This is a genomic window from Micromonospora sp. NPDC047670 (assembly GCF_043204915.1).
In the GTDB taxonomy this organism is placed as follows: Bacteria; Actinomycetota; Actinomycetes; order Mycobacteriales; family Micromonosporaceae; genus Micromonospora.
Genome location: NZ_JBIDDA010000004.1, coordinates 225,251 through 249,539, shown reverse-complemented (window position 1 = coordinate 249,539; position 24,289 = coordinate 225,251). Strand labels below are relative to the sequence as shown.

General features: G+C 70.2%; 23 protein-coding genes and 1 tRNA gene. 13 read left to right on the top strand and 11 right to left on the bottom strand.

Features of this window, described 5'->3' with window-relative positions; all coding sequences use genetic code 11:
* Positions 1-29: 29 nt before the first annotated feature.
* Positions 30-1,049 (bottom strand): glutathione S-transferase family protein, encoded by a 1,020-nt coding sequence (locus ACGF7U_RS12325; protein WP_393106251.1) that lies wholly within the window; start codon positions 1,047-1,049, stop codon positions 30-32.
* Between the two features lie 202 nt (positions 1,050-1,251).
* Between ACGF7U_RS12325 and ACGF7U_RS12320 the strand changes: the two genes are divergently transcribed.
* A complete protein-coding gene (locus ACGF7U_RS12320; protein ID WP_393105718.1) occupies positions 1,252-1,686 on the top strand; it encodes an ester cyclase in 435 nt (144 codons plus the stop codon).
* Between the two features lie 25 nt (positions 1,687-1,711).
* On the opposite strand, the gene ACGF7U_RS12315 is transcribed toward ACGF7U_RS12320, so the two are convergent.
* Positions 1,712-1,837, bottom strand: a complete 126-nt coding sequence (locus ACGF7U_RS12315) for a hypothetical protein (protein WP_393105716.1) — start codon at positions 1,835-1,837, stop codon at positions 1,712-1,714.
* Between the two features lie 55 nt (positions 1,838-1,892).
* Between ACGF7U_RS12315 and ACGF7U_RS12310 the strand changes: the two genes are divergently transcribed.
* The 8 genes from ACGF7U_RS12310 (at position 1,893) to ACGF7U_RS12275 (ending at position 10,906) form a co-directional block, all read left to right on the top strand.
* Positions 1,893-2,519: a 4Fe-4S binding protein gene (locus ACGF7U_RS12310; RefSeq protein WP_393105714.1), complete on the top strand. Its 627-nt coding sequence runs from the start codon at positions 1,893-1,895 to the stop codon at positions 2,517-2,519.
* Positions 2,516-3,112: an NADH-quinone oxidoreductase subunit J gene (locus ACGF7U_RS12305; protein WP_393105712.1), complete on the top strand. Its 597-nt coding sequence runs from the start codon at positions 2,516-2,518 to the stop codon at positions 3,110-3,112. Before ACGF7U_RS12310 ends, ACGF7U_RS12305 begins: the two co-directional genes overlap by 4 nt.
* Positions 3,109-3,492, top strand: a complete 384-nt coding sequence (gene nuoK, locus ACGF7U_RS12300) for an NADH-quinone oxidoreductase subunit NuoK (RefSeq protein ID WP_393105710.1) — start codon at positions 3,109-3,111, stop codon at positions 3,490-3,492. Before ACGF7U_RS12305 ends, nuoK begins: the two co-directional genes overlap by 4 nt.
* On the top strand, positions 3,489-5,426 hold the full coding sequence (locus ACGF7U_RS12295; RefSeq protein WP_393105708.1) for an NADH-quinone oxidoreductase subunit L: 1,938 nt from the start codon (positions 3,489-3,491) through the stop codon (positions 5,424-5,426). The genes nuoK and ACGF7U_RS12295 overlap by 4 nt, the downstream gene beginning before the upstream one ends.
* On the top strand, positions 5,423-6,928 hold the full coding sequence (locus ACGF7U_RS12290) for a NuoM family protein (protein WP_393105706.1): 1,506 nt from the start codon (positions 5,423-5,425) through the stop codon (positions 6,926-6,928). The genes ACGF7U_RS12295 and ACGF7U_RS12290 overlap by 4 nt, the downstream gene beginning before the upstream one ends.
* Positions 6,929-6,968: 40 nt before the next feature.
* Entirely contained in the window at positions 6,969-8,450 is a 1,482-nt protein-coding gene (locus ACGF7U_RS12285) for an NADH-quinone oxidoreductase subunit N (RefSeq protein WP_393105704.1), read from the top strand.
* 175 nt (positions 8,451-8,625) lie between these two features.
* On the top strand, positions 8,626-9,501 hold the full coding sequence (gene htpX, locus ACGF7U_RS12280; protein ID WP_393105702.1) for a zinc metalloprotease HtpX: 876 nt from the start codon (positions 8,626-8,628) through the stop codon (positions 9,499-9,501).
* A 145-nt stretch (positions 9,502-9,646) separates the two neighbouring features.
* Complete coding sequence (locus tag ACGF7U_RS12275) at positions 9,647-10,906, top strand: MFS transporter (RefSeq protein ID WP_393105701.1); 1,260 nt, start codon at positions 9,647-9,649, stop codon at positions 10,904-10,906.
* A gap of 98 nt (positions 10,907-11,004) precedes the next feature.
* Here ACGF7U_RS12275 and ACGF7U_RS12270 read toward each other — a convergent pair whose 3' ends face one another.
* The gene (locus ACGF7U_RS12270; RefSeq protein WP_393105699.1) at positions 11,005-11,448 is read right to left on the bottom strand and encodes a MarR family winged helix-turn-helix transcriptional regulator; all 444 of its coding nucleotides are present in this window, start codon (positions 11,446-11,448) and stop codon (positions 11,005-11,007) included.
* A gap of 76 nt (positions 11,449-11,524) precedes the next feature.
* Here ACGF7U_RS12270 and ACGF7U_RS12265 point away from each other — a divergent pair, with 76 nt between their 5' ends.
* On the top strand, positions 11,525-12,775 hold the full coding sequence (locus ACGF7U_RS12265) for a multidrug effflux MFS transporter (protein WP_393105697.1): 1,251 nt from the start codon (positions 11,525-11,527) through the stop codon (positions 12,773-12,775).
* Positions 12,776-12,865: 90 nt separating this feature from the next.
* Here the strand turns inward: ACGF7U_RS12265 and ACGF7U_RS12260 are convergent, their stop codons facing one another.
* The 3 genes from ACGF7U_RS12260 to ACGF7U_RS12250 form a co-directional block, all read right to left on the bottom strand.
* A complete protein-coding gene (locus tag ACGF7U_RS12260; protein WP_393105695.1) occupies positions 12,866-13,318 on the bottom strand; it encodes a DUF1877 family protein in 453 nt (150 codons plus the stop codon).
* 253 nt (positions 13,319-13,571) lie between these two features.
* The gene (locus ACGF7U_RS12255; protein WP_393105693.1) at positions 13,572-14,210 is read right to left on the bottom strand and encodes a hypothetical protein; all 639 of its coding nucleotides are present in this window, start codon (positions 14,208-14,210) and stop codon (positions 13,572-13,574) included.
* A 656-nt stretch (positions 14,211-14,866) separates the two neighbouring features.
* Positions 14,867-15,361 (bottom strand): YajQ family cyclic di-GMP-binding protein, encoded by a 495-nt coding sequence (locus ACGF7U_RS12250; RefSeq protein ID WP_350681660.1) that lies wholly within the window; start codon positions 15,359-15,361, stop codon positions 14,867-14,869.
* Positions 15,362-15,509: 148 nt separating this feature from the next.
* Here ACGF7U_RS12250 and ACGF7U_RS12245 point away from each other — a divergent pair.
* Positions 15,510-15,593, top strand: a tRNA-Tyr gene (locus ACGF7U_RS12245).
* A gap of 600 nt (positions 15,594-16,193) precedes the next feature.
* Here the strand turns inward: ACGF7U_RS12245 and ACGF7U_RS12240 are convergent.
* From ACGF7U_RS12240 to ACGF7U_RS12220, 5 genes are all read right to left on the bottom strand, one after another.
* Positions 16,194-18,566 carry a restriction endonuclease gene (locus ACGF7U_RS12240; protein ID WP_393105691.1) on the bottom strand — a complete coding sequence of 791 codons (2,373 nt, stop codon included), beginning with the start codon at positions 18,564-18,566 and terminating at the stop codon, positions 16,194-16,196.
* Positions 18,567-18,663: 97 nt separating this feature from the next.
* Entirely contained in the window at positions 18,664-20,643 is a 1,980-nt protein-coding gene (locus tag ACGF7U_RS12235) for a DUF3732 domain-containing protein (protein ID WP_393105689.1), read from the bottom strand.
* A 5-nt stretch (positions 20,644-20,648) separates the two neighbouring features.
* Complete coding sequence (locus ACGF7U_RS12230; RefSeq protein WP_393105687.1) at positions 20,649-21,131, bottom strand: three component ABC system middle component; 483 nt, start codon at positions 21,129-21,131, stop codon at positions 20,649-20,651.
* Positions 21,132-21,174: 43 nt separating this feature from the next.
* The gene (locus ACGF7U_RS12225) at positions 21,175-22,362 is read right to left on the bottom strand and encodes an ABC-three component system protein (RefSeq protein WP_393105685.1); all 1,188 of its coding nucleotides are present in this window, start codon (positions 22,360-22,362) and stop codon (positions 21,175-21,177) included.
* 163 nt (positions 22,363-22,525) lie between these two features.
* Positions 22,526-22,951 (bottom strand): GntR family transcriptional regulator, encoded by a 426-nt coding sequence (locus tag ACGF7U_RS12220; protein ID WP_393105683.1) that lies wholly within the window; start codon positions 22,949-22,951, stop codon positions 22,526-22,528.
* Between the two features lie 552 nt (positions 22,952-23,503).
* Here ACGF7U_RS12220 and ACGF7U_RS12215 point away from each other — a divergent pair.
* Positions 23,504-23,836 carry a hypothetical protein gene (locus tag ACGF7U_RS12215; RefSeq protein ID WP_393105681.1) on the top strand — a complete coding sequence of 111 codons (333 nt, stop codon included), beginning with the start codon at positions 23,504-23,506 and terminating at the stop codon, positions 23,834-23,836.
* Positions 23,829-24,173: a precorrin-4 C11-methyltransferase gene (locus ACGF7U_RS12210; RefSeq protein ID WP_393105679.1), complete on the top strand. Its 345-nt coding sequence runs from the start codon at positions 23,829-23,831 to the stop codon at positions 24,171-24,173. The genes ACGF7U_RS12215 and ACGF7U_RS12210 overlap by 8 nt, the downstream gene beginning before the upstream one ends.
* The last annotated feature ends 116 nt before the right edge of the window (positions 24,174-24,289 follow it).

The window sequence follows — 24,289 nt, the reverse complement described above, 5'->3', positions numbered from 1 at the left end:
CCTTTCCTCCCGCGCCAGCGGGCGCGCCGTCAGCCCAGCGGGGTGTGGGCGGGGTCGACCCGTTCGGCGGCCGGGGGTGGCGGGGGCGGCGTGCCGTCGCCGAAGGGCCGGCCGCCGAGGGCCTCCCGGCCGTGCGGCGTGAGCCAGTTCGCCAGGTCCGGTCCGAGCGGCACCACCTCGGTCGGGTTGATGTCGCGGTGTACCTCGTAGTAGTGCCGCTTGATGTGGTCGAAGTCGACGGTGTCGCCGAAGCCGGGGGTCTGGAACAGGTCCCGGGCGTACGCCCACAGCACCGGCATCTCCGTCAGCTTGCTCCGGTTGCACTTGAAGTGGCCGTGGTAGACCGGGTCGAAGCGGACCAGCGTGGTGAACAGCCGCACGTCGGCCTCGGTGATGGTGTCCCCGACGAGGTAGCGCTGCCCGGCCAGCCGCTCGCTCAGCCAGTCCAGCCGGTCGAAGAGCCGGTGGTACGCCTTCTCGTACGCCCCCTGGTCGCCGGCGAAGCCGCACCGGTAGACGCCGTTGTTGACGTCGCGGAACAGCACCGCGCTCACCTCGTCGATCTCGTCGCGCAGCCGTTCCGGGTAGAGCTGCGGCGCGCCCGCCCGGTGGTACGCCGTCCACTCGGTGGAGAGGTCGAGGCTCATCCGCCCGAAGTCGTTCGTGACCACCTGCCCGGTCGGCACGTCCACGATCGCGGGCACGGTGATGCCCCGCTCGTACCCGGGGAACCGGGCGAAGTACGCCTCGGCCAGCCGCTCGATGCCGAGCACCGGGTCGCGCCCGCCCGGGTCCAGGTCGAACGTCCAGCTCCGCTTGTCGTGGGTCGGCCCGGCCACGGCCATCGAGATCGCGTCCTCCAGCCCGAGCAGCCGGCGGACGATGATCAGCCGGTTCGCCCACGGGCAGGCGCGGCTGACCGCCAGCCGGTACCGGCCGGGCTGTACCGGCCAGCCGTCCCGGCCGTCGGCGGTGATCCGGGTGGCGATGTAGCGCTGGTCCCGGGTGAACTCGCCGCCCGGCTCGACGTACTTGCCGCCGGTCCGCATCAGCACCTCGTCGCCGCTGCCCGCCGGGCCGCCGCCCGTCGTACCGCCCTCGGTCGTGCCGCCCACGCCCGCCCCCTCCGCCGTCACCTGTCGCTCGTCCCATCATGGCGGCTCCGCCGCCCGGCGGCGCACCGAGCGCCGACCTCCGCCGCCCGCCCGGACGCCCCGCCCGAGTCGGCCGGTCGGCGGCTACGCTGCCGCGATGACCGATCTGGGGGCGGTGGCCCGCCGCTTCGTCGCCGACGTGTGGAACGCCGCGCGGGAGGAGTCCGCGTACGAGCTGGTCGCGCCGGAGTGCCCCGGGCTGGGCGGCGCCGGCCCGGAGGCGACGCTGGCCTGGCACCGGGACCGCCGCGCCGCCTTCCCGGACCTGCGCTACAAGGTCGTCGACGTGGTGGCCGCCGGGGACCGGGTCGCGGTGCGCTGGCGGGCCGCCGGCACCCAGGCCGGCCGGTTCGGGCCGGTGCCGCCGACCGGGCAGGTGGTCAGCTACTCGGGGGCCACGTTCCTGCGCTTCGACGACAGGGGCCGGATCGTCGACGTGTGGAGCTGCAACGAGCTGTTCCAGCTCCTCCAGCAGCTCGGCGTGGAGATGCTTCCGCCCGCGCCGGGTGGGATCAGCGGGACCGGGGCGTGATCCCGCCCCGAGGGAGGTCGATCTCTCACGGCTCCGGGACGAGGATGCCGTCGGTCATCCGGGCCTGCTCGACGTAGGCCCGCTTCGCCGGGTCGAGCTTGTGGGCGTGCACGCCCCCGACTTCCCGGTGCGCCGCTCTCCCCGGAGTCACGGTACCGCCGGCAGACCCCGGGTGGTGGTCGCGCGCGCCGGGGCCACAGGGCAGGATGGTCGGCATGAGCGACCGCAGCGAGCGCAGCGAGCCGGGCGGCGCCGGCGGAGACCGTGGCCTGCCGGGCGCGGGCCTGGTCAAGGGGCTCGCAGTCACGTTGAAGACGATGACCCGGCGCACGACCACCCAGCAGTACCCGGACGTCGCCCCCGAGCTGCCGCCCCGCTCGCGCGGGGTGATCGCGCTGCTGGAGGAGAACTGCACGGTCTGCATGCTCTGCGCCCGCGAGTGTCCGGACTGGTGCATCTACATCGACTCGCACAAGGAGGAGGTGGCGGTGCCCGGCGCCGCCCGCCCCCGCCAGCGCAACGTGCTCGACCGGTTCGACATCGACTTCTCGCTCTGCATGTACTGCAGCATCTGCGTCGAGGTCTGCCCCTTCGACGCGCTCTACTGGTCGCCGGAGTTCGAGTACGCCGAGTACGACATCAAGGACCTGCTGCACGACAAGGACCACCTCGGGCAGTGGATGGGCACCGTCCCGCCGCCGCCCGCGCACGACCGCAACGGCGAGCCGGCCAAGGAGGAGACCACCGCCGCGCGCAAGGCCGCGGTTCCGGCCGCCCCCGCAGCCCGTCCCACCGCCCCGCCCGTACGCCCCGAGCCCGAGGCCGGCGCATGACCGGTGCGGACGTGCTGCTGCTCGCCCTCGGCGCGGTGGCGGTCGGTTCGGGGGTGCTGGTGGTGGCCACCCGGCACCTGGTCCGGGCCGGCCTCTACCTGGTGGTGTGTCTCGGCGCGCTGGCCGGGATGTACCTGGTGCTCACCGCCGAGCTGGTGGCCTGGGTGCAGGTGCTGATCTACGTCGGCGCGGTGGTCGTGCTGCTGCTCTTCGCGGTGATGCTCACCCGCGCGCCGATCGGCGCCTCCGACGACCTGGACCGGCCGGGCTGGCCGGCCGCGCTGATCGGCGGCGGCACCGGGCTGGGGCTGGCCGCCCTGCTGGTCGACGCCTACCGCTGGACGGCCGTGGAGCTGCCCGAGGCGGGCACCGCGGAACGCCTGGGCGACCAGCTCTTCCGCAGCTGGGTGCTCCCGTTCGAGGTGCTCTCGGTGCTGCTGCTGGCCGCCCTGGTCGGCGCGATCGTGCTCTCCCGCCCCGACATCGGCCGGCCGGGGGCAGATCGGCCCGGCTCCGGCCGGCCCGCCACGGACCGGTCGGGTGCGGCGGCCACCGGGAGCGGACCGGGCGGCGTCGGCGGGCGGTCGCGGTGAGGCCGGTCATCCCGTACGTCACCGCCGCGCTGCTGTTCGGCCTCGGCGTCTACGGCGTGCTGCGCCGACGCAACGCGGTGCTGGTGCTGATGGCCGTCGAGCTGATGCTCAACGCGGTCAACCTGATCCTGGTCACCGCCGACACCACCGTACGGGCGCAGTTGCCGCACGGCGGGCAGGTGTTCGCGCTCTTCGTGATCGTGCTGGCGGCCGCCGAGATCGGGGTCGGCCTGGCGATCGTGCTCCAGCTCTACCGGCTGCGGGCCAGCGTCGCCGTCGACGAGGTTCCGCTGACCGAGCGCGCGGCGGAGCCGGTCGCGGCCGGGCGCCCCGTGCGGGCCGACACCGGTCCCTTCGACCGACCGGAGGGGGAACGGTGAGCACGACCACCCTGCTCGGCGCGCTGCTGCCGGCCGTACCGCTGGCCGCGGGTCTGCTCGGCCTGCTGCTGCCGCCCTCGCCGCGCGGCGCCGGGACGGGCGGGGACCGGGCCCGGCGGGTGGCGGTCGCGCTCGGCGTGGCCGGGGCGGCCGGCGCGCTGGCGCTCGCCGTGGCCCTGCTGGTCACCCTCGACCGGCCCGCGGCGGCGTCCACCACCTGGGTCGACCTGGGCGGGCTGACCGTGACCCTCGGCGTCCGGCTGGACCCGGCCGCCGCGGTGGTCGCCGTCGCGGTCGCCGCGGTGGCCCTGGCCGTGCAGGTCTACTCGATCGGCTACCTGCGCCGGGGCCCGCACGACGACGTCGACACCGACCACCGCTACCCGCCGTACGCGGCGCAGATCAGCCTCTTCACCGCCGCCATGCTGCTGGTGGTGGTCGCTGGCGACCTGATCCTGCTGCTGGTCGGCTGGGAGGTGATGGGCATCTGCTCCTACCTGCTCATCGCCCACGACCGCCGGCTGCCCGAGGCGCCGGCCGCCGCGATGAAGGCGTTCCTGGTCACCCGGGTCGGCGACGTCGGCTTCCTGCTCGGCATCGCGCTGCTCGGCGTCTCGGCCGGCACCTTCCGGATCGGCGACGTGCTCGCCCACGACCACGCCACCGGCACGCTGACCGCCGCCTGTCTGCTGCTGCTCGCCGGGGTCGCCGGCAAGAGCGCCCAGTTCCCGCTGCACACCTGGCTGCCGGACGCGATGGCCGGCCCGACGCCGATCTCGGCGCTGATCCACGCCGCCACCATGGTCGCCGCCGGCGTGTACGCGGTGACCCGGCTCTACCCGCTGTTCGAGGCGACGCCCGTCGCGCTGGCCGTGCTGGGCGTCATGGCCTCGGTCACCCTGCTGCTCGGCGCGTTCGCCGCCACCGCGCAGGACGACCTCAAGCGCGTGCTGGCCTGGTCGACGGTCTCCCAGATCGGCTACATGACCGGCGCCCTGGCGGTCGGTTCCACGCCGGCCGCGCTGTTCCACCTGCTCACCCACGCCGCGTTCAAGGCGCTGCTCTTCCTCGCCGCCGGCGCGGTGATCCACGCCGTCGGCACCACGCTGATGTCCCGCATGGGCGGGCTGCGCCGCAGCATGCCGGTCACCTTCTGGTGCACGGTGGTTGGGCTCGGGGCGCTGGCCGGGGTGCCGCCGCTGTCGGGCTTCTGGAGCAAGGACGGCGTGCTGGCCGCCGCCGGGGAGGCCGCCCTGCGCGGCGCCGGCCCGGCACCGTCCTGGGTGGGCTGGCTCGTCTGGCTGGCCGGGCTCGTCGGCGTCGCGGTCACCGCCTGGTACGCCACCCGCCTGCTGCTGCGCACCTTCTTCGGCCGGACGCGGATCCCGCTGGCCCACCCGCACGACCCGCCCGCCGTGATGCGCTGGCCGGTGCTGCTGCTCGCCGTGCCCGCCGCCCTGCTCGGCCTCGCCGGCTTCGCCCGGGCCCTCGCCCGCCGGCTCCTGCCTACGTCCACCGCCGGCGAGCCGACCGGGGAGCAGGCCCTGATCCACGTCGGCCCGGAACTGCTGCTGCCGCTGGCGCTGCTGGCCGTCGGCGCGGGGCTCGCCTGGGCCCGCTGGCGGCGGGACCCGGCCGCCGACCCGGCCACCGCGCTCGGTCCGCTGCGGCCGGTGCTCGCCGCCGCGTTCCGGCTCGACGACGTCCAGCGCGCCCTGGTCGTACGCCCGACCAGGGCGCTGGCCCGGGCGGCGCGTACCGCCGACGAGGTGGTGGTGGACGGCGCGGTCGAGGGCAGCGGCCGGGCCGCGCGCGGCCTCGGCGGCGGGCTGGCGGCCCTGCACCGGGCCGCGCTGCCGCGCGCGGCCGCCGGGGTGCTGGCCGGCGCGCTGCTGATCGGGCTGGCGGCCGCCCTGGTCGGAGGGGCCGCATGAACCTGGGGGAATTCCTGCTGGTGGCGGTGCTGGCGTTGCCGGCGCTGGGTGCGCTGGCGGTGGCGGCGACGCCCCGGGACCGGGCGGCGCGGGCGGTCGGCACGGCCGTCGCCGCGCTGACCCTGGTGGCCGCCGCGCTGCTCTTCCTCGGCGACCGCACGTGGACCACGTACGCGGCCGGCGCTCCCGCCGTGCGTCCGTGGCACCGGCTGGACCTGCCCTGGGTGCCCGGCCTGGACCTGCGTTTCCACCTCGGGGTGGACGGCATCTCCTGGCCGCTGGTGGTGCTGACCGCCCTGCTCACGCTGCTCTGCTGCGGCTACACGCTGTGGCGGGTGCCCGAGGGCGGCAGCGGGCGGGCGCTGGTGGCGCTGCTGCTGGTCGTGGAGGTCGGCATCCTCGGCACCTTCCTCGCCCTCGACCTCGTGCTGTTCTTCGTCTTCTTCGAGGTCGTCCTCCTCCCGATGTACGCGGTCATCGCCGGCTGGGGCGGCGCGGACCGGCGGCGGGCGGCCCGCAAGTTCGCCCTCTACACGCTGCTCGGCTCGGTGCTGCTGCTGGTCGGGGTCTACACGGTGGTGGCCGCCGCCGGCACCGCCGACATCGTGGCGCTCACCGGCGGGACCGGCCTGTCCCGGGGCACCCAGCTCGCCGCCTTCACCCTGCTCGCGCTGGCCTTCGCGGTGAAGAGCCCGCTCTGGCCGCTGCACTCCTGGCTGCCCGACGCGCACACCCAGGCGCCCACCGTCGGCAGCGTGATCCTCGCCGGGGTGCTGCTCAAGATGGGCACGTACGGGCTGATCCGGATCGCGGTCGGGGTGACGCCGGAGGGCGCCCGCTGGGCCGCCCCGGTGCTCGGCGCGCTCGCGGTCGCGGCCATCCTGGTCGGCTCGCTGGTCTGCCTCGCGCAGCGCGAGCTGAAGCGGCTGATCGCGTACTCCAGCGTCGGGCACATGGGCTTCGTGCTGCTCGGGGTGGCCACGCTCACCGCCACCGGCATCCAGGCGGCCCTGATCGGCAACGTGGCGCACGGGGTGATCACCGGCCTGCTCTTCTTCCTCGCCGGGGCGATCAAGGACCGTACGCACACCGGGTCGCTGGACGAGCTGTCGGGGCTGCGGGAGACCGCGCCCCGGCTCGCCGGGCTGCTCGGCTTCGCCGCCGTCGCCTCGCTCGGCCTGCCCGGGCTGGCCGGCTTCTGGGGCGAGGCGTTCGCGGTGGTGGCCGCCGTCGAGGTCGGCGGGGCGCTCTGGACCACCCTCGGCGTGCTGGCCGCGGTCGGCGGGGCGCTCACCGCGGCGTACCTCCTGCGGCTGTTGCGGCGGGTGACGCACGGGCGGCCCAGCCCGGCGGTCGGGCGGCTGGCCCCCGGCCTGGCCCGCGCGGAACTGGTCGCGTGGGCGCCGCTGGTGCTGCTCGCCCTCGCGGTCGGTCTGGCCCCGACCCTGGTGCTCGGCGTCGCCGAGGCCCCGGTCGACGCCCTGGTGGAGGTGCTGCGATGAGCGTGTCGGGCCGGCGGAGCGGACGCGGCGAGGTGCCGGCGTGAGCGTGGTGCAGAGCGTCGACAACGTGGCGCTGCTCCCGACGTACCTGGCCGCCGGGACGGCCGTGCTGGTGCTGCTCGCCGACCTGCTGGTCGCCCGGGCCCGGGTCACGCTGGCGACGGCCGCCGCCGGCGCGGTGGCCACGGCCCTCGGCGCGGCCCTGGTCGGCGGCGGGGACGAGCGGCGCACGTTCTGCGTCGGCCCCGACTGCTCGTACGTCTTCGGGGGCCGGGCCGCCCTGGTCGCCGTCGTCGTCGCGCTGCTCACCCTCGGCGTGCTCGCGCTGTCGGGGCCGCTGCTGCGGGCGGGGCAGTCGCCGGCGGGGGAGTACGCCTTCCTCCTCGCCTGCTCGATGACGGGCGGCGTGGTGCTCGGCGCGGCCGGCGACCTGATCACCCTGATCGTGGCGCTGGAGACGCTCACCCTGCCGCTCTACGTCCTGGTCGGCCTGCGCCGGGGCAGCCTGGCCAGCGCCGAGGCGGCCGTCACGTTCTTCGTGGTCAGCGTGGTCGCCACCACGCTGACCCTGCTCGGGGCGGCGCTGCTCTACGCGGCCACCGGCGGGCTGCACCTGGGCCGGATCGGCGCGCTCCTCGCCGACCGGCCGGACCTGCTGGATCTGCCGTTGACCACCGCCGCCGTGGCGCTGGTGGTGCTGGGGCTGGCGTTCAAGGTGGCCGCGGTGCCGTTCCACGCCTGGGCCCCGGCCACCTACGACGGCGCGCCCCTGCCGGTGGCGGCCTACCTGTCCACCGCCTCCAAGCTGGGTGGCGTGGTGGCCCTGCTCGCCGTCGTGCGGCACGCGCTGCCGGCCGACGTGACCGGTCCGGTGCTCGCCCTGCTCGCGGTGCTGACGATGACCGTCGGCAACCTGGTGGCGCTGCGCCAGCGGCGTACGGTCCGGCTGCTCGCCTGGTCCTCGGTGGCCCAGGCCGGCTACATCCTCGCCCCGCTCGGCGCGCTGGCGCTGGCCGCCGGGCGCACCACCGACGCCCGCGACGCCGCGTACGCGGCCGCCGTCGCGTACGCCGTCTTCTTCGTGGTGCTGGAGCTGGCGGCCTTCGCGGCCGTGGTGGCGCTGCGCCCGGCGGGCGCGGACGGCGGCACGGTGGCCGACCTGCGCGGCGCGGGCCGGCGGCACCCGTGGCGCGCGGCGGCGCTCGGGCTGGCGCTGATCGGGCTCGCCGGGCTGCCGCCGGGCCTGGCCGGCCTCTTCGCCAAGGTGACCGTGGTCCGTTCGCTGCTGGACGGTGGCGCCGGCTGGCTGGCCGTGGTGGTGGCCGTGAACGCGGTGATCGGCCTCGCCTACTACCTGCGCCTCACCGCCGCTCTCTGGGCAGCCCCGGCCGCCTCGCCCGCGTCTCCGACCGCCCCGGTCGTGCGCGCGCGGACGGTCGGCGCGGTGCTGGTCGTGGCGACGGTGGTCGCCGTGGTGATCGGCTTCGCCCCGCAGCTCGTGCTCGACGTCGCCGCCCGCTGAGCGCTCCCGGCAGCCGGCTCCCGCGCCCGGATTCCCGCTGTTCGCGGCGGTAATCGCCGGTGGGCGACTCCGGACATCCCAGGCAACTCACAGCCATGAGACGGATGGTTGGCGGGTACCGGGTTGTTGAACCGGTCAGCGGATCCCGCGTGGTCCGTGCACCGAAGGAGTGACCGTGCATCACAACCGTCTGAAGACCGCCGCGCTGCTCGGCCTGCTCACCTCGCTGATCCTGGCGGTGGGCTACTGGTTCGGCGGCAGTGGCGGACTGGTCATCGCCGTCGTCCTGTCGCTGGCGATGAACGGCGTCACCTACTTCTACTCCGACAAGCTCGCGCTGCGCTCGATGCGGGCGCAACCGGTCAGCGAGGCGGAGTTCCCCGAGCTGTACCGGATGGTCCGCGAGCTGGCCACCGAGGCCGGCCAGCCGATGCCGCGCCTCTACGTGAGCCCGACGTCCCAACCCAACGCGTTCGCGACCGGGCGGAACCCGCAGCACGCGGCCGTCTGCGTCACGCAGGGGATCACGGAGATCCTCGACCAGCGCGAGCTGCGCGGGGTGATCGGGCACGAGCTGTCGCACGTCTACAACCGGGACATCCTCATCTCCAGCGTGGCGGCCGGTCTGGCCGGCATCGTCACCACGCTGGCGAACATCGCCTGGTTCATCCCGCTCGGTGGCGGCGACGACGAGGACGCCCCGAACCCGGCCGTGCTGCTGCTCACCATCATCCTGGGCCCGATCGCCGCGACGATCATCCAGCTCGCGATCAGCCGCAGCCGGGAGTTCCAGGCGGACGCCTCCGGCGCCGCGCTGACCCGCGACCCGCTGGCCCTGGCCAGCGCCCTGCGGAAGATCCACATGGGCACCCAGCGCCGGCCGCTGCCGGCTCAGGGGCAGCTCACCAGCACCGCCCACCTGATGATCGACAACCCGTTCCGGGGCGGCGGCGTGGCCGCCCTCTTCTCCACCCACCCGCCGATGGAGGAGCGGGTCGCCCGCCTGGAGCAGTTGGCCGTGAGCGGCGGCCCGGTGCGGTTCCCGCGCTGAGGCGCTGATCACCCGGTCCGCCCGTGCCCGGTCTCCCGGGCGCGGGCGGACCGCTGTGTGACCGCGTTAACCGTTTCGCCCGCCCGGCGCGCGGCGTTAGGGTCGAAACGTTTCCCGCTCATTACATGTCCCCTGGAGGTCGACCGTGGCCGCACTGCGCCAGTACCTGGGCGTCTGGCGGATCCCCGGAGCGCCGATGCTGCTGGTCACCGGCATCATCGGTCGGCTCGGGATCGGGATGACGCCGCTGGCGCTGCTGCTGGTCGTCGAGCAGGTCACCGGTCGCTACTCGCTCGCGGCCGTCGCCGGGGGCATCTACGCCCTCGCCGGCGCCGCGCTCAGCCCCGTGGCCGGCCGGATCGCCGACCGGATCGGCCCCAGCCCGGTGCTGCTCGGCACCGCGGTCGCCCACCCCCTGGCCCTGCTCGGCCTGCTCTGGTCCGCCCGCTCCGACGCCGGCAGCCTGGCGCTGGTCTTCGTGGCCTCCGGGGTGGCCGGGGCCACGTACCCGCCGCTGACCGCCGCGATCCGGGGCGCGTGGAACGACCTCACGTCGCCCGCCTCCGGCCGGCGGCACCTGCGCAACACCGCGCTCGCGGCCGAGACCACCCTCTTCGAGATCGTCTTCGTGCTCGGCCCGCTGCTGGTCGCCGGCTTCATCCTGGTCGCGGACGCCGGGGCGGCCCTGGTCGGTTCGGCCGTGGTGACCCTCGTCGGCACCACGGCGGTGGCGCTGGGCCGGGTGATGCGCGGCTGGCAGCCGCACCCGCGTGAGCACCAGACCAGGGGGCTCGGGCCGCTGCGCGTCGCCGGCTTCCCGGCGTTGCTGCTCTGCGTGGGCAGCCTGGGCATCGCCTTCGGGGCGGCCGGCGTGACCGTGCCGGCGTTCGCGACCGACTACACCTCCGACGACCCCGACAGCCTCGCCGGCGTGCTGCTGGCGGTCTGGGGCGTCGGCAGCGCGGTGGGCGGGTTCTGGTTCGGCGTCCGCAAGCCGGCCCGGAACATGACCCGGCAGTTCGCGTGGCTGCTCGCCGCGGTGGCCGCCAGCTTCGCCGTCTTCGCGGTGATGCCCACCCCGGCGGCGCTGGGCACCGCCCTGGTGATCGGCGGCGCCACGATCGCCCCCGCGCTCACCCTGGAGAACACCCTGGTCGGCCGGGTCTCGCCGACGAGCATGCTGAACGAGGCGTACACCTGGGTGGTGACCATGTCGGTGGGCGCCAGCGCCGCCGGCGGCGCGGTGGCCGGCCTGATCGTCGACCACGCCGGCGGGGTGCCCTGGGCGTTCCTCTTCGCCGGGGCGGCGGTCGCCGTCGGGGCCGGGATCGCGGCCCTGCCCGCCGGGCCCATCGCCCGCGCGGAGGCCACCGCGGTACGCGCCGAGGAGCTCGTCCGCGCCTGAGCGGCGGCGCACCCCGTCCCTGACGACGGCGCCGAACTCCGGCCGGCCGCGCCGGATACGCCGCCGGGCGCGGGCCTGCACCCGCCCGGCGCGACGCCTCAGCGCTGCCGCGTCACCCGGTCGGCCAGGCGACGCAGCGCCGGCACGGCGGCGAGCAGCGCCTCCCGGTCCGGGTCGTCCAGTTCGGTGAGCGCCGCGCCGAGCAGGTCGCGCCGGTGCCGCCCGTACGCGGCGATCCGCTCCCGCGCCGCGTCGGTCAGCTCCAGCCGGACGGTCCGCCGGTCGACCGGGTCGCGTTCGCGGTGCAGCAGCCCGGCGGCCGTCAGCTCGCCGACCAGCGTGCTGACCGTGTTCGGCGCGGTGCCCAACCGTTCGGCGGCCTCACGGACGCCGATCCCCGGCTGTCGCTGCACCAACCGGAGCACCTCGACCTGGGCGTCGGGCAGCGCGACCCGGCCGGCCCGCTGGCTGGCCGCCCGGCGCAGCACCCGGTGCAGGTCGCCGAGGGCGGCGCCGAGCTGGTCGATCGTCTCGTCCGTCACAGGGCACTCTCCACGCTTCAACAGCTCTGTAGGCAGAGCTAGCGTAAACGGACCAGCCGTCACCGAGGGGACCTCCATGCCGCACGCCACCGCGCCGCCCGCACGCCCGGCCGAGCGCGTCGCCGCGCCGACGGGACGGGCCGCCGCCGTGCTGCTGGTGCTGCTCGGGACGATCACCGCGTTCGGGCCGCTCTCCCTGGACACCTACCTGCCGGCGTTCCCCGAGATGACCCGCGACCTGTCCGCCAGCCAGGCGCAGATCCAGCTCTCCCTGACCACCTGCCTGATCGGCATGGCGCTCGGCCAACTGGTCACCGGCCCGCTCAGCGACCGCTGGGGGCGGCGCCGGCCGGTGCTCGTGGGCGTCGGGGCGTACACCCTGCTGTCGCTGGTCTGCGCGGCCGCGCCGTCGGCCGAGGCGCTGGCCGCGGCGCGCTTCGCCCAGGGCTTCGCCGGCGGCATGGGCGTGGTGGTGGCCCGCGCCGTCGTCCGGGACCTCTACGCCGGGCGGGACGCCGCGAAGTACTTCTCCCGGCTCACCCTCGTCTTCGGCATCGCCCCGATGGCCGCGCCGGCCTTCGGCAGCCTGGTGCTGCGCTTCGGCTCCTGGCGTACCGTCTTCGTCGCCCTCGCCGTGATCGGCGTCCTGCTCGCCGCCGCCGTCGCGTGGCGGCTGCCGGAGACCCTGCCCGCGTCGCGGCGCAGCACCGGCGGCCTCGCCGCCACGGCCGCCGCCGGCCGCGCGCTCTTCACCGACCGGATCTTCCTGGGGTACGCGCTGGCGCAGGGCCTCGCCTTCGCCGGGCTGTTCGCCTACATCTCGGGGTCGTCCTTCGTCTTCCAGGACGTCTTCGGCGTCTCGGCCGGCACCTTCAGCCTGATCTTCGGCGTCAACGCGCTCGCCCTGGTCGCCGTCGGCCAGGTCAACGCCCGCCTGCTGGACCGCTTCGAGCCTCGCAGGCTGCTGCTCACGCCACTGGGGGTGGGAGTGCTGGCCGCCGTCGGGGTGCTCGCGGGCGCACTGCTCGACGCCCTGCCGCTGGTCGTGGTGGCACTGTTCGTCTTCGTCGGGTCGCTCGGCATGGTGACGCCGAACGGCACCGCGCTCGCCCTGGATCGGCACGCCGCCCACGCGGGCACCGCCGCCGCCCTGCTGGGGGCCATCCAGTCGGTGGTCGGAGCGGCGGCGGCGCCGCTGGTCGGACTGGGCGGCGAGGGCAGCGCCGTCCCGATGGCGGTGGTGATCACCGGTGCGGCGGCCGCCTCCCTCGCCGTCGTCCTCACCCTGGCGCGCGCGCCCCGGCCGGCCACCCCCGCCGCGGGCTGACGGTCGCCGCGCCGCGCGCTCCCCGCGCCGGCCGCGTCAGCCCGCCGCGGGCTGACGGTCACCGCGCCGCGCGCTCCCTCGCCGACGGCGTCAGAAGTTGAAGTACCGGACCGCGGCGTCGTCCGAGGCGGCCGTCGCCGCGAAGAACTCGACCAACTCGGCGTGGTGGCGCTCCAGGTAGTCCAGGTCATCGTCGTCCCAGAGTTGGGGGTAGACCTTCCGCTCGGTCATCCGCTCCGGGTCGAAGTGACGGGCCAGCACCTCGAACGGCGCCGCGTTCAGCGCCCGAGCGGCGTCGGCGACCATGCCGGCGTCCCACGCGAGGAGGGTGCACTCCTCGTCGATGACGTCGCCGTCATCGTAGAGATCGACTCTCACCCCGGCCGCGTCCAGCAGGAACTGGATGCCGGCCCAGGCCTTGTCGAGGTAGCAATCCGGCCGGTCCTCGTCGTCGACCACCTGCTCCATCGCCCACTCCGGGTCCGCCATCGCCCGGTCCAGTTCCTCCGGGGTCACCCGGATGAACGACAGGACACTGCCCATGGTCCCACCACTTCCGCGTCGGCCGGTCGAATCGGCGGCCATTCTGGCAGCCTCCTCCGACAACCCCGGCCGCAGCGACCCCGGCCAAGGCCCCGAAACCAGCAGTTCACTGACGAACGGGGGCACCGAGCGGCGCGTGTCCCTTGCCGGCGTCTCAACTCGCCGCCGTCAAGGGGTGAGGGGCGCGAGCAGCACTCCGCAGGCCGGGACGAGCCGACCACCGTCGCCGCCGACCACGTGGCGAGGTCTCACCTCACGCCGGGGGTCGCATGCCGGATCCGACGAGGCTCTCTGCTGCCAGGCAGGCCAACTCCCCTGGCTGCGTCTGGACGTCGGCAGGGTGCCATGCCTCCACCCTCCCGGTGCGGATACGCGCCAAGACACATCCGTACCGCCCGCTCTCTTCGAGCGGGAAGCGCAACGCCACGCCCACTGCCCCGCTCCCCGTCGCCACGTCGACCCGGACTGTGGCGTCGACGGAGAGCCTGGCGAGCGCCGCACGTACGCCGGCCTCGTCAGCGGCGGTCGCCGAGAGCGCAGCACGTAACTCGTCCGGCGACGGCACCCTCGGCCTGGCAGGCGGGGGGAAATCCAGCCTGGCGGCAGGCGAGGGGCAGGGGACGCTCCGTGGGGACGTCGGAGCGGTGGGGGCGAAGCGCAACTCGAAGCAGAAGTCCTCGACGACCCACTCCGGTTCCAGCCACGAGCCGTCTGTACCCCTGCCGGCGATTCGAAGCACGGCGGTGACGCCGCCAGGACGGGCGGTGTCCGATCCCGAGATCGCTATCAGGTCGGCCTCCGAACGATCAGCCAGTGCCCGGCCGATCTCGTCGGCCGTACGTGGGTGGGAGCCGGGTCGGACCTGGAGGTCGGCGACGACCTGGGCCACCATGTCCCGGGCGTTCGCTTCAGCCTCGGCGGTGCGTGCGGGAGAATCACCTGAGACGCCGCATCCCGCCATGACTCCGGCAAGAACCGCCGTCCCCGTGACGACGCTCCATCCGCGCCATGTCGAGATCGACAGCCGATCGCATCGGCGCGGGCCGAACGGCCACCTCGGCGCCAGAGCGGCGACTTTCGTGTTGGGCGAGTGTGGCCGGCTGCTCAAGGTAGGCAGCCGGTAGCTTGCAGCGGCACCGCTGACCTGGAGATCAGCTCCCCATCCATGGAAGGCATGAGGGCAGGATCTCGTAGGTCCCACCCGGCCGCACGAGTACCGCTACTCACCCCGTAGCGGTCGGCGGGACTGCTCGTGCTTGCCGCAGCGGTCGACACCGGCGCATGAGGGTCCGCCACGCAGAGCGTGGCCGTCCCGCCTGTGCCTCGACCGCCAGCCGGCACCGAGCCTGGGGCCGAGATCCGCGTCCGGTCCCAAGCTCATGTCAGCCGTCCGGCCGTGCTGCGAATCTGCTGGTGGACAGCGTCACCCCGGGCCGCCGCCAGGCCGTCGAACGTCAGCCAGGGCATGACGAACGACGACCGGCGGCGAACATGTTCGCGTACGTCACGGGGCGTAGCCAGGTTTCTGGCCAGCGCCACGCCTCACGGCTACCTGTAGTTGGTGAACTGGAGGGCGACGCCGAAGTCCTCACCCTTGAGCAGCGCGATGACGGCCTGGAGGTCGTCCTTCTTCTTGCCGGTGACCCGGAGCTGGTCGCCCTGGATCTGCGCCTGGACGCCCTTCGGGCCCTCGTCGCGGATCTTCTTGCTGATCGCCTTGGCCTTGTCCGAGTCGATGCCCTGGATGACCTTGCAGTCGATCTTGAACGTCTTGCCCGACGAGCGCGGGTCGCCGGCGTCCAGCGACTTGAGCGAGATGTTCCGCTTGACCAGCTTCTCCTTGAACACCTCCAACGCCGCCCGCACCCGCTCCTCGGTCTCCGCCTGGAGGCTGATCGCCTCCTCGCCCGACCAGGAGATCTCGGCGCCGGTGCCCCGGAAGTCGAACCGCGTCGCGAGCTCCTTCTCCGCCTGGCGGAGGGCGTTGTCGACCTCCTGGCGGTCGACCTTGCTCACGATGTCGAACGACGGGTTGGCTGCCATGCTCATGCTCCTGCTGTCCGGCGGTTTGTGGTCGTGTGTCCCCCGCTGACCAGCGGTACGACCCCCTGACGGTACCCGGTTGCGCTCCTGCCGGGGGGAGCCGCTATCCTTGCTACCGCCGCCGCGTTGCGACGCGGTGGGGTGCCCTGGCGGGTTGCCCGAGCGGCCAATGGGAGCGGACTGTAAATCCGTCGCGAAAGCTACAGAGGTTCGAATCCTCTACCCGCCACCAGGAGCACCAACGGCCCCTGACCAGCAGGAATGCTGATCGGGGGCCGTTGTCGTTTGTCTGGCCGAGTCCGACTGCGTCCAGCCGTTGACGGCTGGTTGTGGGCAGATCGTGGGCGGGTCGATCTTGCCTCTGAGCGCTCCACTGGGGGCTGCGCTGTTGGTGCTGGCGGCGCTTGCCAGGCTGGCGCGGGGCCGTACGCGTAGGGACCGGCTGAGGGCTCCGCGGCTGGCGTGTCGCTGGCTACGGGAGGCAGGCCGAGGGCAAGCCAGTCCCGGGGTTGGACTGGCGCGGCAGTCGGAAGCCCCGGCCCTCGACCAGGTCGACCCGTTCGGCTTCCGTACCGCCTGGCCGTAATCGTGCCGCTTCCTGGATCCGCAGATTCGGGGGCGGCGGTCCGGCGGCAGTCGGTGGCTCTCCGCCCCGGCGCCGAAGGCGGCCGGGGCGGTTTGCCGCCGGCCGGCTCACCGCCCCCGCGCCGCGCGGAGCGCGGCGCCTTGATCCAGAACAGAGCAAATCGGCAGTACGTAGAGAGAAGGGAACGGAGACGTCTCGCACATTCACTTGCAAGAGCCGTTCGCAAGCCGAGCCGAGTGACACGATCTAGAGAAGGTCGAACAGCCTCGAGGGGTCAGCAGTAGCCGAACTGCCCCCACCTGTCTGCTTCAGCATACTTAAGAATGGTTGCGGGAAACTGGAGTCCGCCTCCGACTCTTCTCGCTCCCGCTGTCTCTCCAGTAGCTCTTCAATCTCAGATGTGTCTAGGGAACAACTCCACCTGTCGGCCATAGAACTTATATCTTCATAGATATCTTCCTCATCCCCCTGCGGGTCCCCTTCAAGTTGGGAAACCAGTTCAGCTATTAGTTCAGATGCAAACGCCTCAAACCTGTCGGTCATGTCATTGACGAAATGATCAGTAACCGGGATGATGTTCATGGCGGACTTCAAAAGTCCCCAATCCCTCACATCCTCGGCTCGCGATAGCCTTTCTAGAATTTTCACCTCGAAGGTGGTCCGGGCGGGCCTCCACTCCTGGGGCACTTGGTCCGATCGAAGAGCCTGGAGTACGCGGATTAGGTCACTAGCGTCCAGGTGCTGGAATTTCTGAATGATTCCGTCTGCGATCTGCTCGAACAGGCCACTGCGCGGCCTCATTCGCGTGACGCTATACATATTCAGAAGGAATTCGAGACGTGTTCCTATCTGTCGATACCAAGGTTGACTGATGGCAAAGAGCACGTTCTCCGTTGATGTGACGGACGAGGAGAACAGGGTGCGTTCGATGTTCCTGACGATCGCTTCTCCTGCCTCTTTTCGTTGAGGGTTAGGTTGAGTTCGAGGCAGTTCGAAAGGATACCCAAAAAAGCCTGCTAAGGACCTAACTTGGATGTAGGAAACGGCGGACTTGATGATAGACAGCATCAGGCCCGGATATCGAGCCAAAAACGCGCCCACTGCATCCGCGAGTCCTGGATTCAGCGCACCAACAGAGCCTCGCTGGCGGTCGCTCAATTCCAGCGACAGAAGGTCTCCCTCGAGAATGGAAACAGCGGAGTCGAGGTCAACCTCTAAGCAACGACGGTCCTCTTGCTCGCAGAAGGCTCTCGTGGCGGCGTATAGCTCACTGGTAAGGATACTCGCGGAGCCCATAGAAAAACGAACGAGGAGAACAGCTCGCGGTAAGTCATCGAGCTGGTGTCGAAGAACGTGATCCCACAGTTCCTCCGGCTTTTCTAAAGCTTCTAGAAGACGAGCTGGGACTTCTGTGGGGTCCAAGAAATTGGTGCGGTATTCTCTCTCCTCGGAGACCGGAGGATCTCGTCTCCGTGGTTTGAGCCCGGCTTCTCGAACGAGCGCCGCGATGGCGGCCTCAGTCATGCGCGGATTGAAGTTGCGATGTGAGACCACCCGAATGTATTCACCGCTTGGAGCAGCGGAAGCTGCTCTCCTCAGGGGAGAAAAGTAGAGCTGGTTATACAGAATGTGGCACTTCTCGTGTAGCGATAGAGACTCGGCGTTAACAAGAATTCGGGCGGTACCGAAAATCGGATCACCTAGCTTTTCGTAGCTCTGCTGGGCCTGTCGAAGGATGTAGTCCCGTGTTGTCATGATAAAGACCTTGGTTGGATCAGACTCGACATGACGAATAAGGCGCAGCAGCTCTCCATCACCCCCTGTCCTTACCTTCTCTTCTAGCGATGTCTGGCCCAAAAAATCGTCAAAGAAGAGGATCTGACGCATATTTGGGTCTATTTGTGCCTCGAGTTCTCGCACGTCCCCTACAGCGGTAACTGGCTGCCAGCCGTCTGCCATGAATCGGAGAAGAACGATGTGCGCGGTCGTAGTCTTGCCGACCCCTGGCGGCCCGGCGAGAATGCAAATGCCGTGCTCGTCGATGCTTTCCATTGCCTTCGCCACAAACTTTGTTTCGATAAAGCTGCGCTGCAGGCGGCGCAGTTCTTCTCGAAGGTAGACGGATCGCAGATGCTCAAGATGGTGCACCAGCACGCTCAGAACTGCGCCGCTCGACATCCACAGCTTAGGTGTCGCCTTCTCTACATCGGGATGGCGTCGGATTAGGGCGGCAATGTCGTCCCGCCCCAGGATGTCGACCTCAGATATTCTATTCCCGAATATCGCCTCTATGCTCTTCTTGTTCGCTCGGGTGAGCCTTGCGGAAGTAACCAGGATATATCGAGAAGCCGCACCGGCAATGCCTTTCTTCGCCTCTTTGGTGAGCTCGCTTTTGACGTCTTTGAAGGCCGCTGTCGGTCGATGCTTACACTGAACTACAACTTCATCACCTGGCGCGAGATACAAAGGCCTCTCCGCCGGCCCTAAGACCCGCAGGTCGACCCCACCGTCTCTGCCTCGCGGAAAGCTTTCTACGTGGACGTTCCATTCCGCAGTCAGCAGGTCCGCTACCAATCGTTCGAAGTCATAGTCCGACAGATTCTCGAAGTTTTCGGTCATGGTCTACCTCAGGCGGCGTGCGCAATAGTTAGGCCAAGGCGGCTAGAAGGCTAAGCGTAGACGTGGACAGGCGACTGCTCGTCTAGATTTGGAGCTCTTAACGCGCCGCTTCTTCCTCGATCCATTCCTTGGGTATCAGCTTTTCCCCGGCGCGCCAATTGTGTCTTACGGAGTTCTGGAACCACTGCTCGGGTAGGTTGGCGTGGTCGCAGACGATCACTTGCATCTCGGGGGCCAGTTCCACGATCACGTCGTGAATCAGGCGGAACAGTCGACCCACTGCCTCACGGTCGGTGTCCTGGCCTGGTGTGCCTGACCTCTGGTCGACCTCGGATCGGTACCAGACTTGCGTGGGTTGGTCGAGCATGAGCAGTCGTGGGACCGGTCGGTGCTGTCTTACGAAGTAGCGGTGCAGTGCGAGGTGGGTGATGAGGTGGTAGCCGACCCAGTTCTCTCCACTACCGATGCGGAACAAAGGTGCTGGACCTTGCTCGGTGTCGGTGACAACGGTGAGGCGGTTCAGATCGAGACGGACGCTTCCGCTACGGTGCTCCAACTGGAGCCGGTCAGCCCATCTGGTCATGTCTTGGCTGATGGTCACCAGGCGTGAGGTCAGCTGTTCGCGTTCCTCGGCAGGGTCGAGTTCGGCCTCGAGCGTTCGCACTCGGCCGAGGGCAGTCTCGTACTGGTGACGTAGCCGAGCCAGCTCGGCCTCCGAGCTGCCGGGTAGTGCAGCGAGTGTCGCGTGGATACGGCCGCGGGTGAAGTCGCGCCGTGCGGTATCGGGAAGCTGCTCGGTGACTGCCTGACTTGCGATCAGCGACTGAATGGCGCCCTCGGCTGCTCTGAGTTGGTTGCGCAGAGCGGCGGCTTGCTCATCGAGGGCCTGCAAAGCGGCGCGTCGGGCAGGACGGGCGGCGTCCACGCCGCTGAGCTGGTTGCTGAGCTGCACCAGACTCTGCCGCAGTTGCTCTGGCGCGGGGTCTGGTTCGGCGAGTGCCGAGCCGCAGAGTGGGCACGGGAAAGGTCCCTCGTGGGTGTCGGCCATCGCGGCGGTGGTGCCGTTGGTGGGCAGTCCCAGAAGGTCGAGGCTTGCCAATCTGGCGGTTTGAACTCGAATGGCCCCGGTGAAGTCGGTCTCGGTGTCGTTTTGTTGCAGAAGTACGTCCCGTTCAGCATTGAGGCCGCGGAGACGGTCACGTACCTGGTCGCGTTCCCGCTGTAGCGCGGCGATGCGGCCGCCCATTTCGGGATCAGGTATTTCCGGGGTAGTGGCAGCTGCGGTGACGGCGGCGTGCAGAAGACCGACCATGCTGGATCGATCCACTGGTTGGTCCCTGTCGACCAGTCCGAGCGTGTACGCCTCCCGCCAGAGCGTCGCTAGGCCTGCGTCGGCGGCCTCGCTTGCTCGAACCGCTTGGCGATAGACCGTCTCCGCACGGCGCAGCTCTCGACGGGCCGCGCTGAGTTGGGCGCGCTTGAGCGCCTGGTCTCGCGGTACGGCGCCGATGAAGTACGGGATGGTGTCTTTAAGGGTTTGCGCCATGCCCTGATCGCCTTGCCGGTGGAACAGTAGGTCGCGGGCGGCGATTTCGCCCTGCCGCTGCAGGCACAGCAACGCGGCGTGCCCGATGTGCGCCTCAAGTGGATACCGCGCCGAGCCCACCGGCGGCTCGTGCAGGTTCTCCTCGATGCCGATGCGACGCCCGAGCTGCTCCCGAACAGCGTCCGAATCCGCGTTCACCACGAGGTCTTCAAACTCAAGTGGGGCCAGGTCGGCTCCGAATTCCAGCATTGCGCGCTGGGTCGACGCCTTGCCAGCGTCAGGCGCGGGCCTCGCGACGAACGCCCGACCGCCGTCCAGTTCGAACAACGCCGCATACCATGAAACGGTGCTGGTGATCGGGCCGATCGGCATTTGCAACGTGTCGCGGCCCAGGCAGTACTCGACGATGTCGAGCAGGGCACTCTTCCCCGTCTTCGACTCCCCGGTCACAATGTTGAGAGCCCCAGGGGTGAAGTTGAGGACGCGCCGACGACCGTGATTGCTGTAGAGAATGATCGCGAGCAGTTGCACGGCAATCAGGGTGTCACGCCGAGGACCGCAAAAACGGTCGCGGTGTTGTCAATCTTCGCCAACCAACGGCCAACGAAGCTCGCTCTTCGGAGGATGTCCGCAAGTTCATCGGGCATCTGGAATCCCCTCGGACGGCGGGTCCTACCTTGCAAGGCATCTCCTTCGACGGTGAGCACCCCCTGGGCGAGGCCAAACCGTACGCCCTCTCTCACTGGCTCGACAAGGCTCTGCGCTCGAGGTGGGAACCCAGTGCGCAGCAGCGGGTTACGGGAAGTCCACGTCGCCAGGTGAGTTCTGGTCGAGGTGGGTAGGGCTTGCCGAGTCCCGCGATGAAGCACCAACGGAACGATGATGAAGGCCAAAGGCCACGGCAGTGCGCGATCCGACTCTTTGCGGTACCCGTCGGCGGCGGTAGCGAGGATTACCGCGATCAGCGCAGGGTTCAGCATTGCGGCCACGATCGGCGGTCGATCAGTCCACACCGTCATAGCACCCCCTTAGGTCACGTACTTCCTGGCGAGATGAGCTGCCTCACGCGACGACTTGCAGCAACTTCTTGACGCGGCTTTCAAAGTCCGGATGCCAGCCGATGCGTCCAGCATCAGCTAAAACGTGACGTTTTCCGCGAACAAAGAAGGGCTCGTTATAACGAGCACGGACGGTGATGCCCGTCTGAGCCAGCAATTGCCGCAACATCTGCTTGCCGGCCTCCTGCTTAGCCGCTTCGTCCGCGTCGTCATCGAGCGTGTCGAGCATCCAGTCGAACTCGCGCTCCCACTCGTCGACGAGCTCTGCCTCGAATTTGGTCAGCTCAGCTACACCAATCAGATCCTCATCCAACCACCGGACAGTCTGGGTGTACGCGCGATAGTAGTCGACGATCGCCTTCTGCAGGTTCCGCGGCGGATAGGCAACCCACTGCATCTGTTGCACGAACGTGTGAGTTCGGTATTCGGCAGCGACCGTGTCGACATCGACGTCCAGCAAATCGACCAGGGTGGGCAATCTCCCGCTGGTGAACTGGTCGCGAATGTCCGCTATCGCCGCCTGCGCCACGCCGACATCGAGGCTGCGGAGCCGCTTTTGCAACATCGCCAGTGCCTGTTCATCCCACCATCGCCAGACCATCGCCAAAAACAACTCCTCATGCCCCAGCGGCAGCGCCCAGTGCAGGTGTGTGCGTACCAACGCGGGCACGTCCTGGATGTGGGGCGAACCATCGATGACGCGGATCCTGGTGAGGAAGGTACGGCGATCGCCCGGACTAAGTGCGAGAAACTGCTCCCGGGCCTTTCTGGTTTGGTCTGATGCCGTGTCTCTAGCCACAGCCTCAAGCCCTGCGAGGGCGGTGCGTTCGTCGAGGGTCTCGGGGCGCAGGGCTGCAACCGCCGTACCGGCACCCGCTGTTTGAGTCGTGATCAAGAGCAGTTGCGGGCCGGACGGGTCGCTCGGCGTCGCGGTGTCCATCCAGACCTTCAGCGTGCGCCACACATCTGTGGAGGTATCGGTCAGTGCTCGATGGGTCTGCTGGTGGTGCTTGACTTGAAGCAGATGCGTCGGGCTGGTGTCTTCTTCCCAGGCGACGTCGTCATGCAGCTCCAAAGTGATGGACGCATCCGGCCTGTCAACCCCAGAGCGCAGGAGTTCCACCAACGCCCACCAGGTCTGATGCTGATAGCCGACTGCGCTCGGGGCAGCGCTATGCGAAGCCGAAGCCATCCCCTGAGTCTCTACCCTGCCGAACGATCATGTCCAGCCTTCAAACGGTGCATTGACATGGACAAGATGCTGTCTCCTGGGCTCGTGACCCTGACGGGGCGGGGCGGGGCGTCCAGCGGGCCGATCGGGACGATGCCCTTGACTGTGTGGCTGGGCATTCGCTCTACCGCCTTGTCTGAAGCAGTCGATAGGTTCTGACGACTGCTCCGACGGTCCCATTCTTTCGGGTGACACTCTGCTGTTCGACCAGGGCCGTACCCACCTCGACAGCAAATAGGGCTGCAAGCTCCCGGTCGGCGGGGATTTGGCGCTGCCGTGTTTCCGCTTCTACGGAGCCCTCATCTGGCCCGTTCTCGTGCCGGCGTGGCTTCGCGTAGGTGCCTCGTCCGTGTTCTGTTGCAACCAGGCGTTCGTCGCGCAATACCGCAATGGCCTGGCGGATCGTCCCGCGACTTGCCTTGAACTCGGCAGTGAGCACGCTCTCGGCTGGTAAGAGGGCGCCGGGCGGGATGGCATAGCTCTCAATGCGTGCTCGCAGCTCATCGGCGATCGAGCGATAGCGGGGCTGGCCGTAGTGCGGGGTGGGCACTTGCTCACCGTACCTGGCACTTGTCTTACCAAGTGCCAGCCAAGTGGCCCGTTTCGACGTGTAGACAACACGTCCACTTGTAGGTACGTTTCCCGATGTGCGGCCAGGGTGACGGCTCGTATCAGGGGTGGTGGCGCGCGCTGGCCCTGGTCGCACCTGATGCGCGGCGTCCTGTCGGACCGGTTGCGGTAGCCGCGCGTACAAGTTGGCTCGGCGACACCCGACCCGTCTGTGTCGGATGGTGCGCCGTGCCTTCATCCGGGCCGGTGGCCGGCTGCATTCCCCCGTGGCTGGCCACCGGTCCCCGACTACCTGTGGAGGTGTGATGTCCGGCTTTCATCGTCGACGCCGCTGGTTCTCGTCCTGGTGGTCCTGGATGCGCCCGTCGACCCGGGTCGCCAGCTTCAACGCTTTGTCGCATCCGCGGCCGGTTTCTGTCGCGCCCTCGCATCGGTGGCCCTCGGGGCCGACGCGGGAGCTGCCCGCGCTGCGATACGCGCCACCGATGACGCGGGCGCAGCTCTACCGGGGCAACGGTGGACGGTGGCCGCGGTGAGCCGCACGAGCAAACCGGCTGACGTCATGAGCCACCCGGACTGGTGCGCCCCGGATCGCTGCGGCCACCTGGTGCCGCCGCTGATGACGCACATGGCCCGGCGCCATCGCGGCCCGATGTACCGGGTCGGCGATACCCGAGTGAGCGGCCACATCGTCACGTACCTCATCGGTGCAGACGCCACGGTGCCCTTGATCGCGGTTCACGCGGCGTGCCGGGCCGGGATGGGCTGGGCGGAGTTGCCGTTGCCGCAGGTTGCCCAACTGGTCGAGCAGCTTCGCGAGCTACTGAAGCAAGCTGGCGGCCAGCAGGGGGCCGACGATGAGTGAGGGCGAACCCATGACGGGGCGTCAGCCGTTGTTGTTGATCGTGCCAGTCGTGTGCCCGATGTGGTGCCGGGGCTGCGGACCGAACGACCCGATGCACCGAGGCTTCCCGGCCACCATCGGGCGGGAGCAGACCGGTTGGATCAGCCTCCAATTGCTTATCGACCGGTTCGCGCGTCGGGACCTGGCGGTGAAGCTCGACGCGACCCGCTACGGCGCAACGCAGACTGTGCTCCTGTCGCCGGCGCAGGTGGACCGGCTCATTGACGAGCTGACGCAAGCCCGTCTGGCGATGCTTCCACCGGGTGGTCGACACGAACGGACGGGGGAGACGCGGTGAACACCAGCAGCCGTCGGGGCGTAGCCGCCTCTCGCACTCCCGGCCCGCGCCGTGTGCAGTCGCCGCGAGCTGCGGTAGTGGTCCCTCCCGTTCCTGAGCGGCCCGCCGGGGGGACC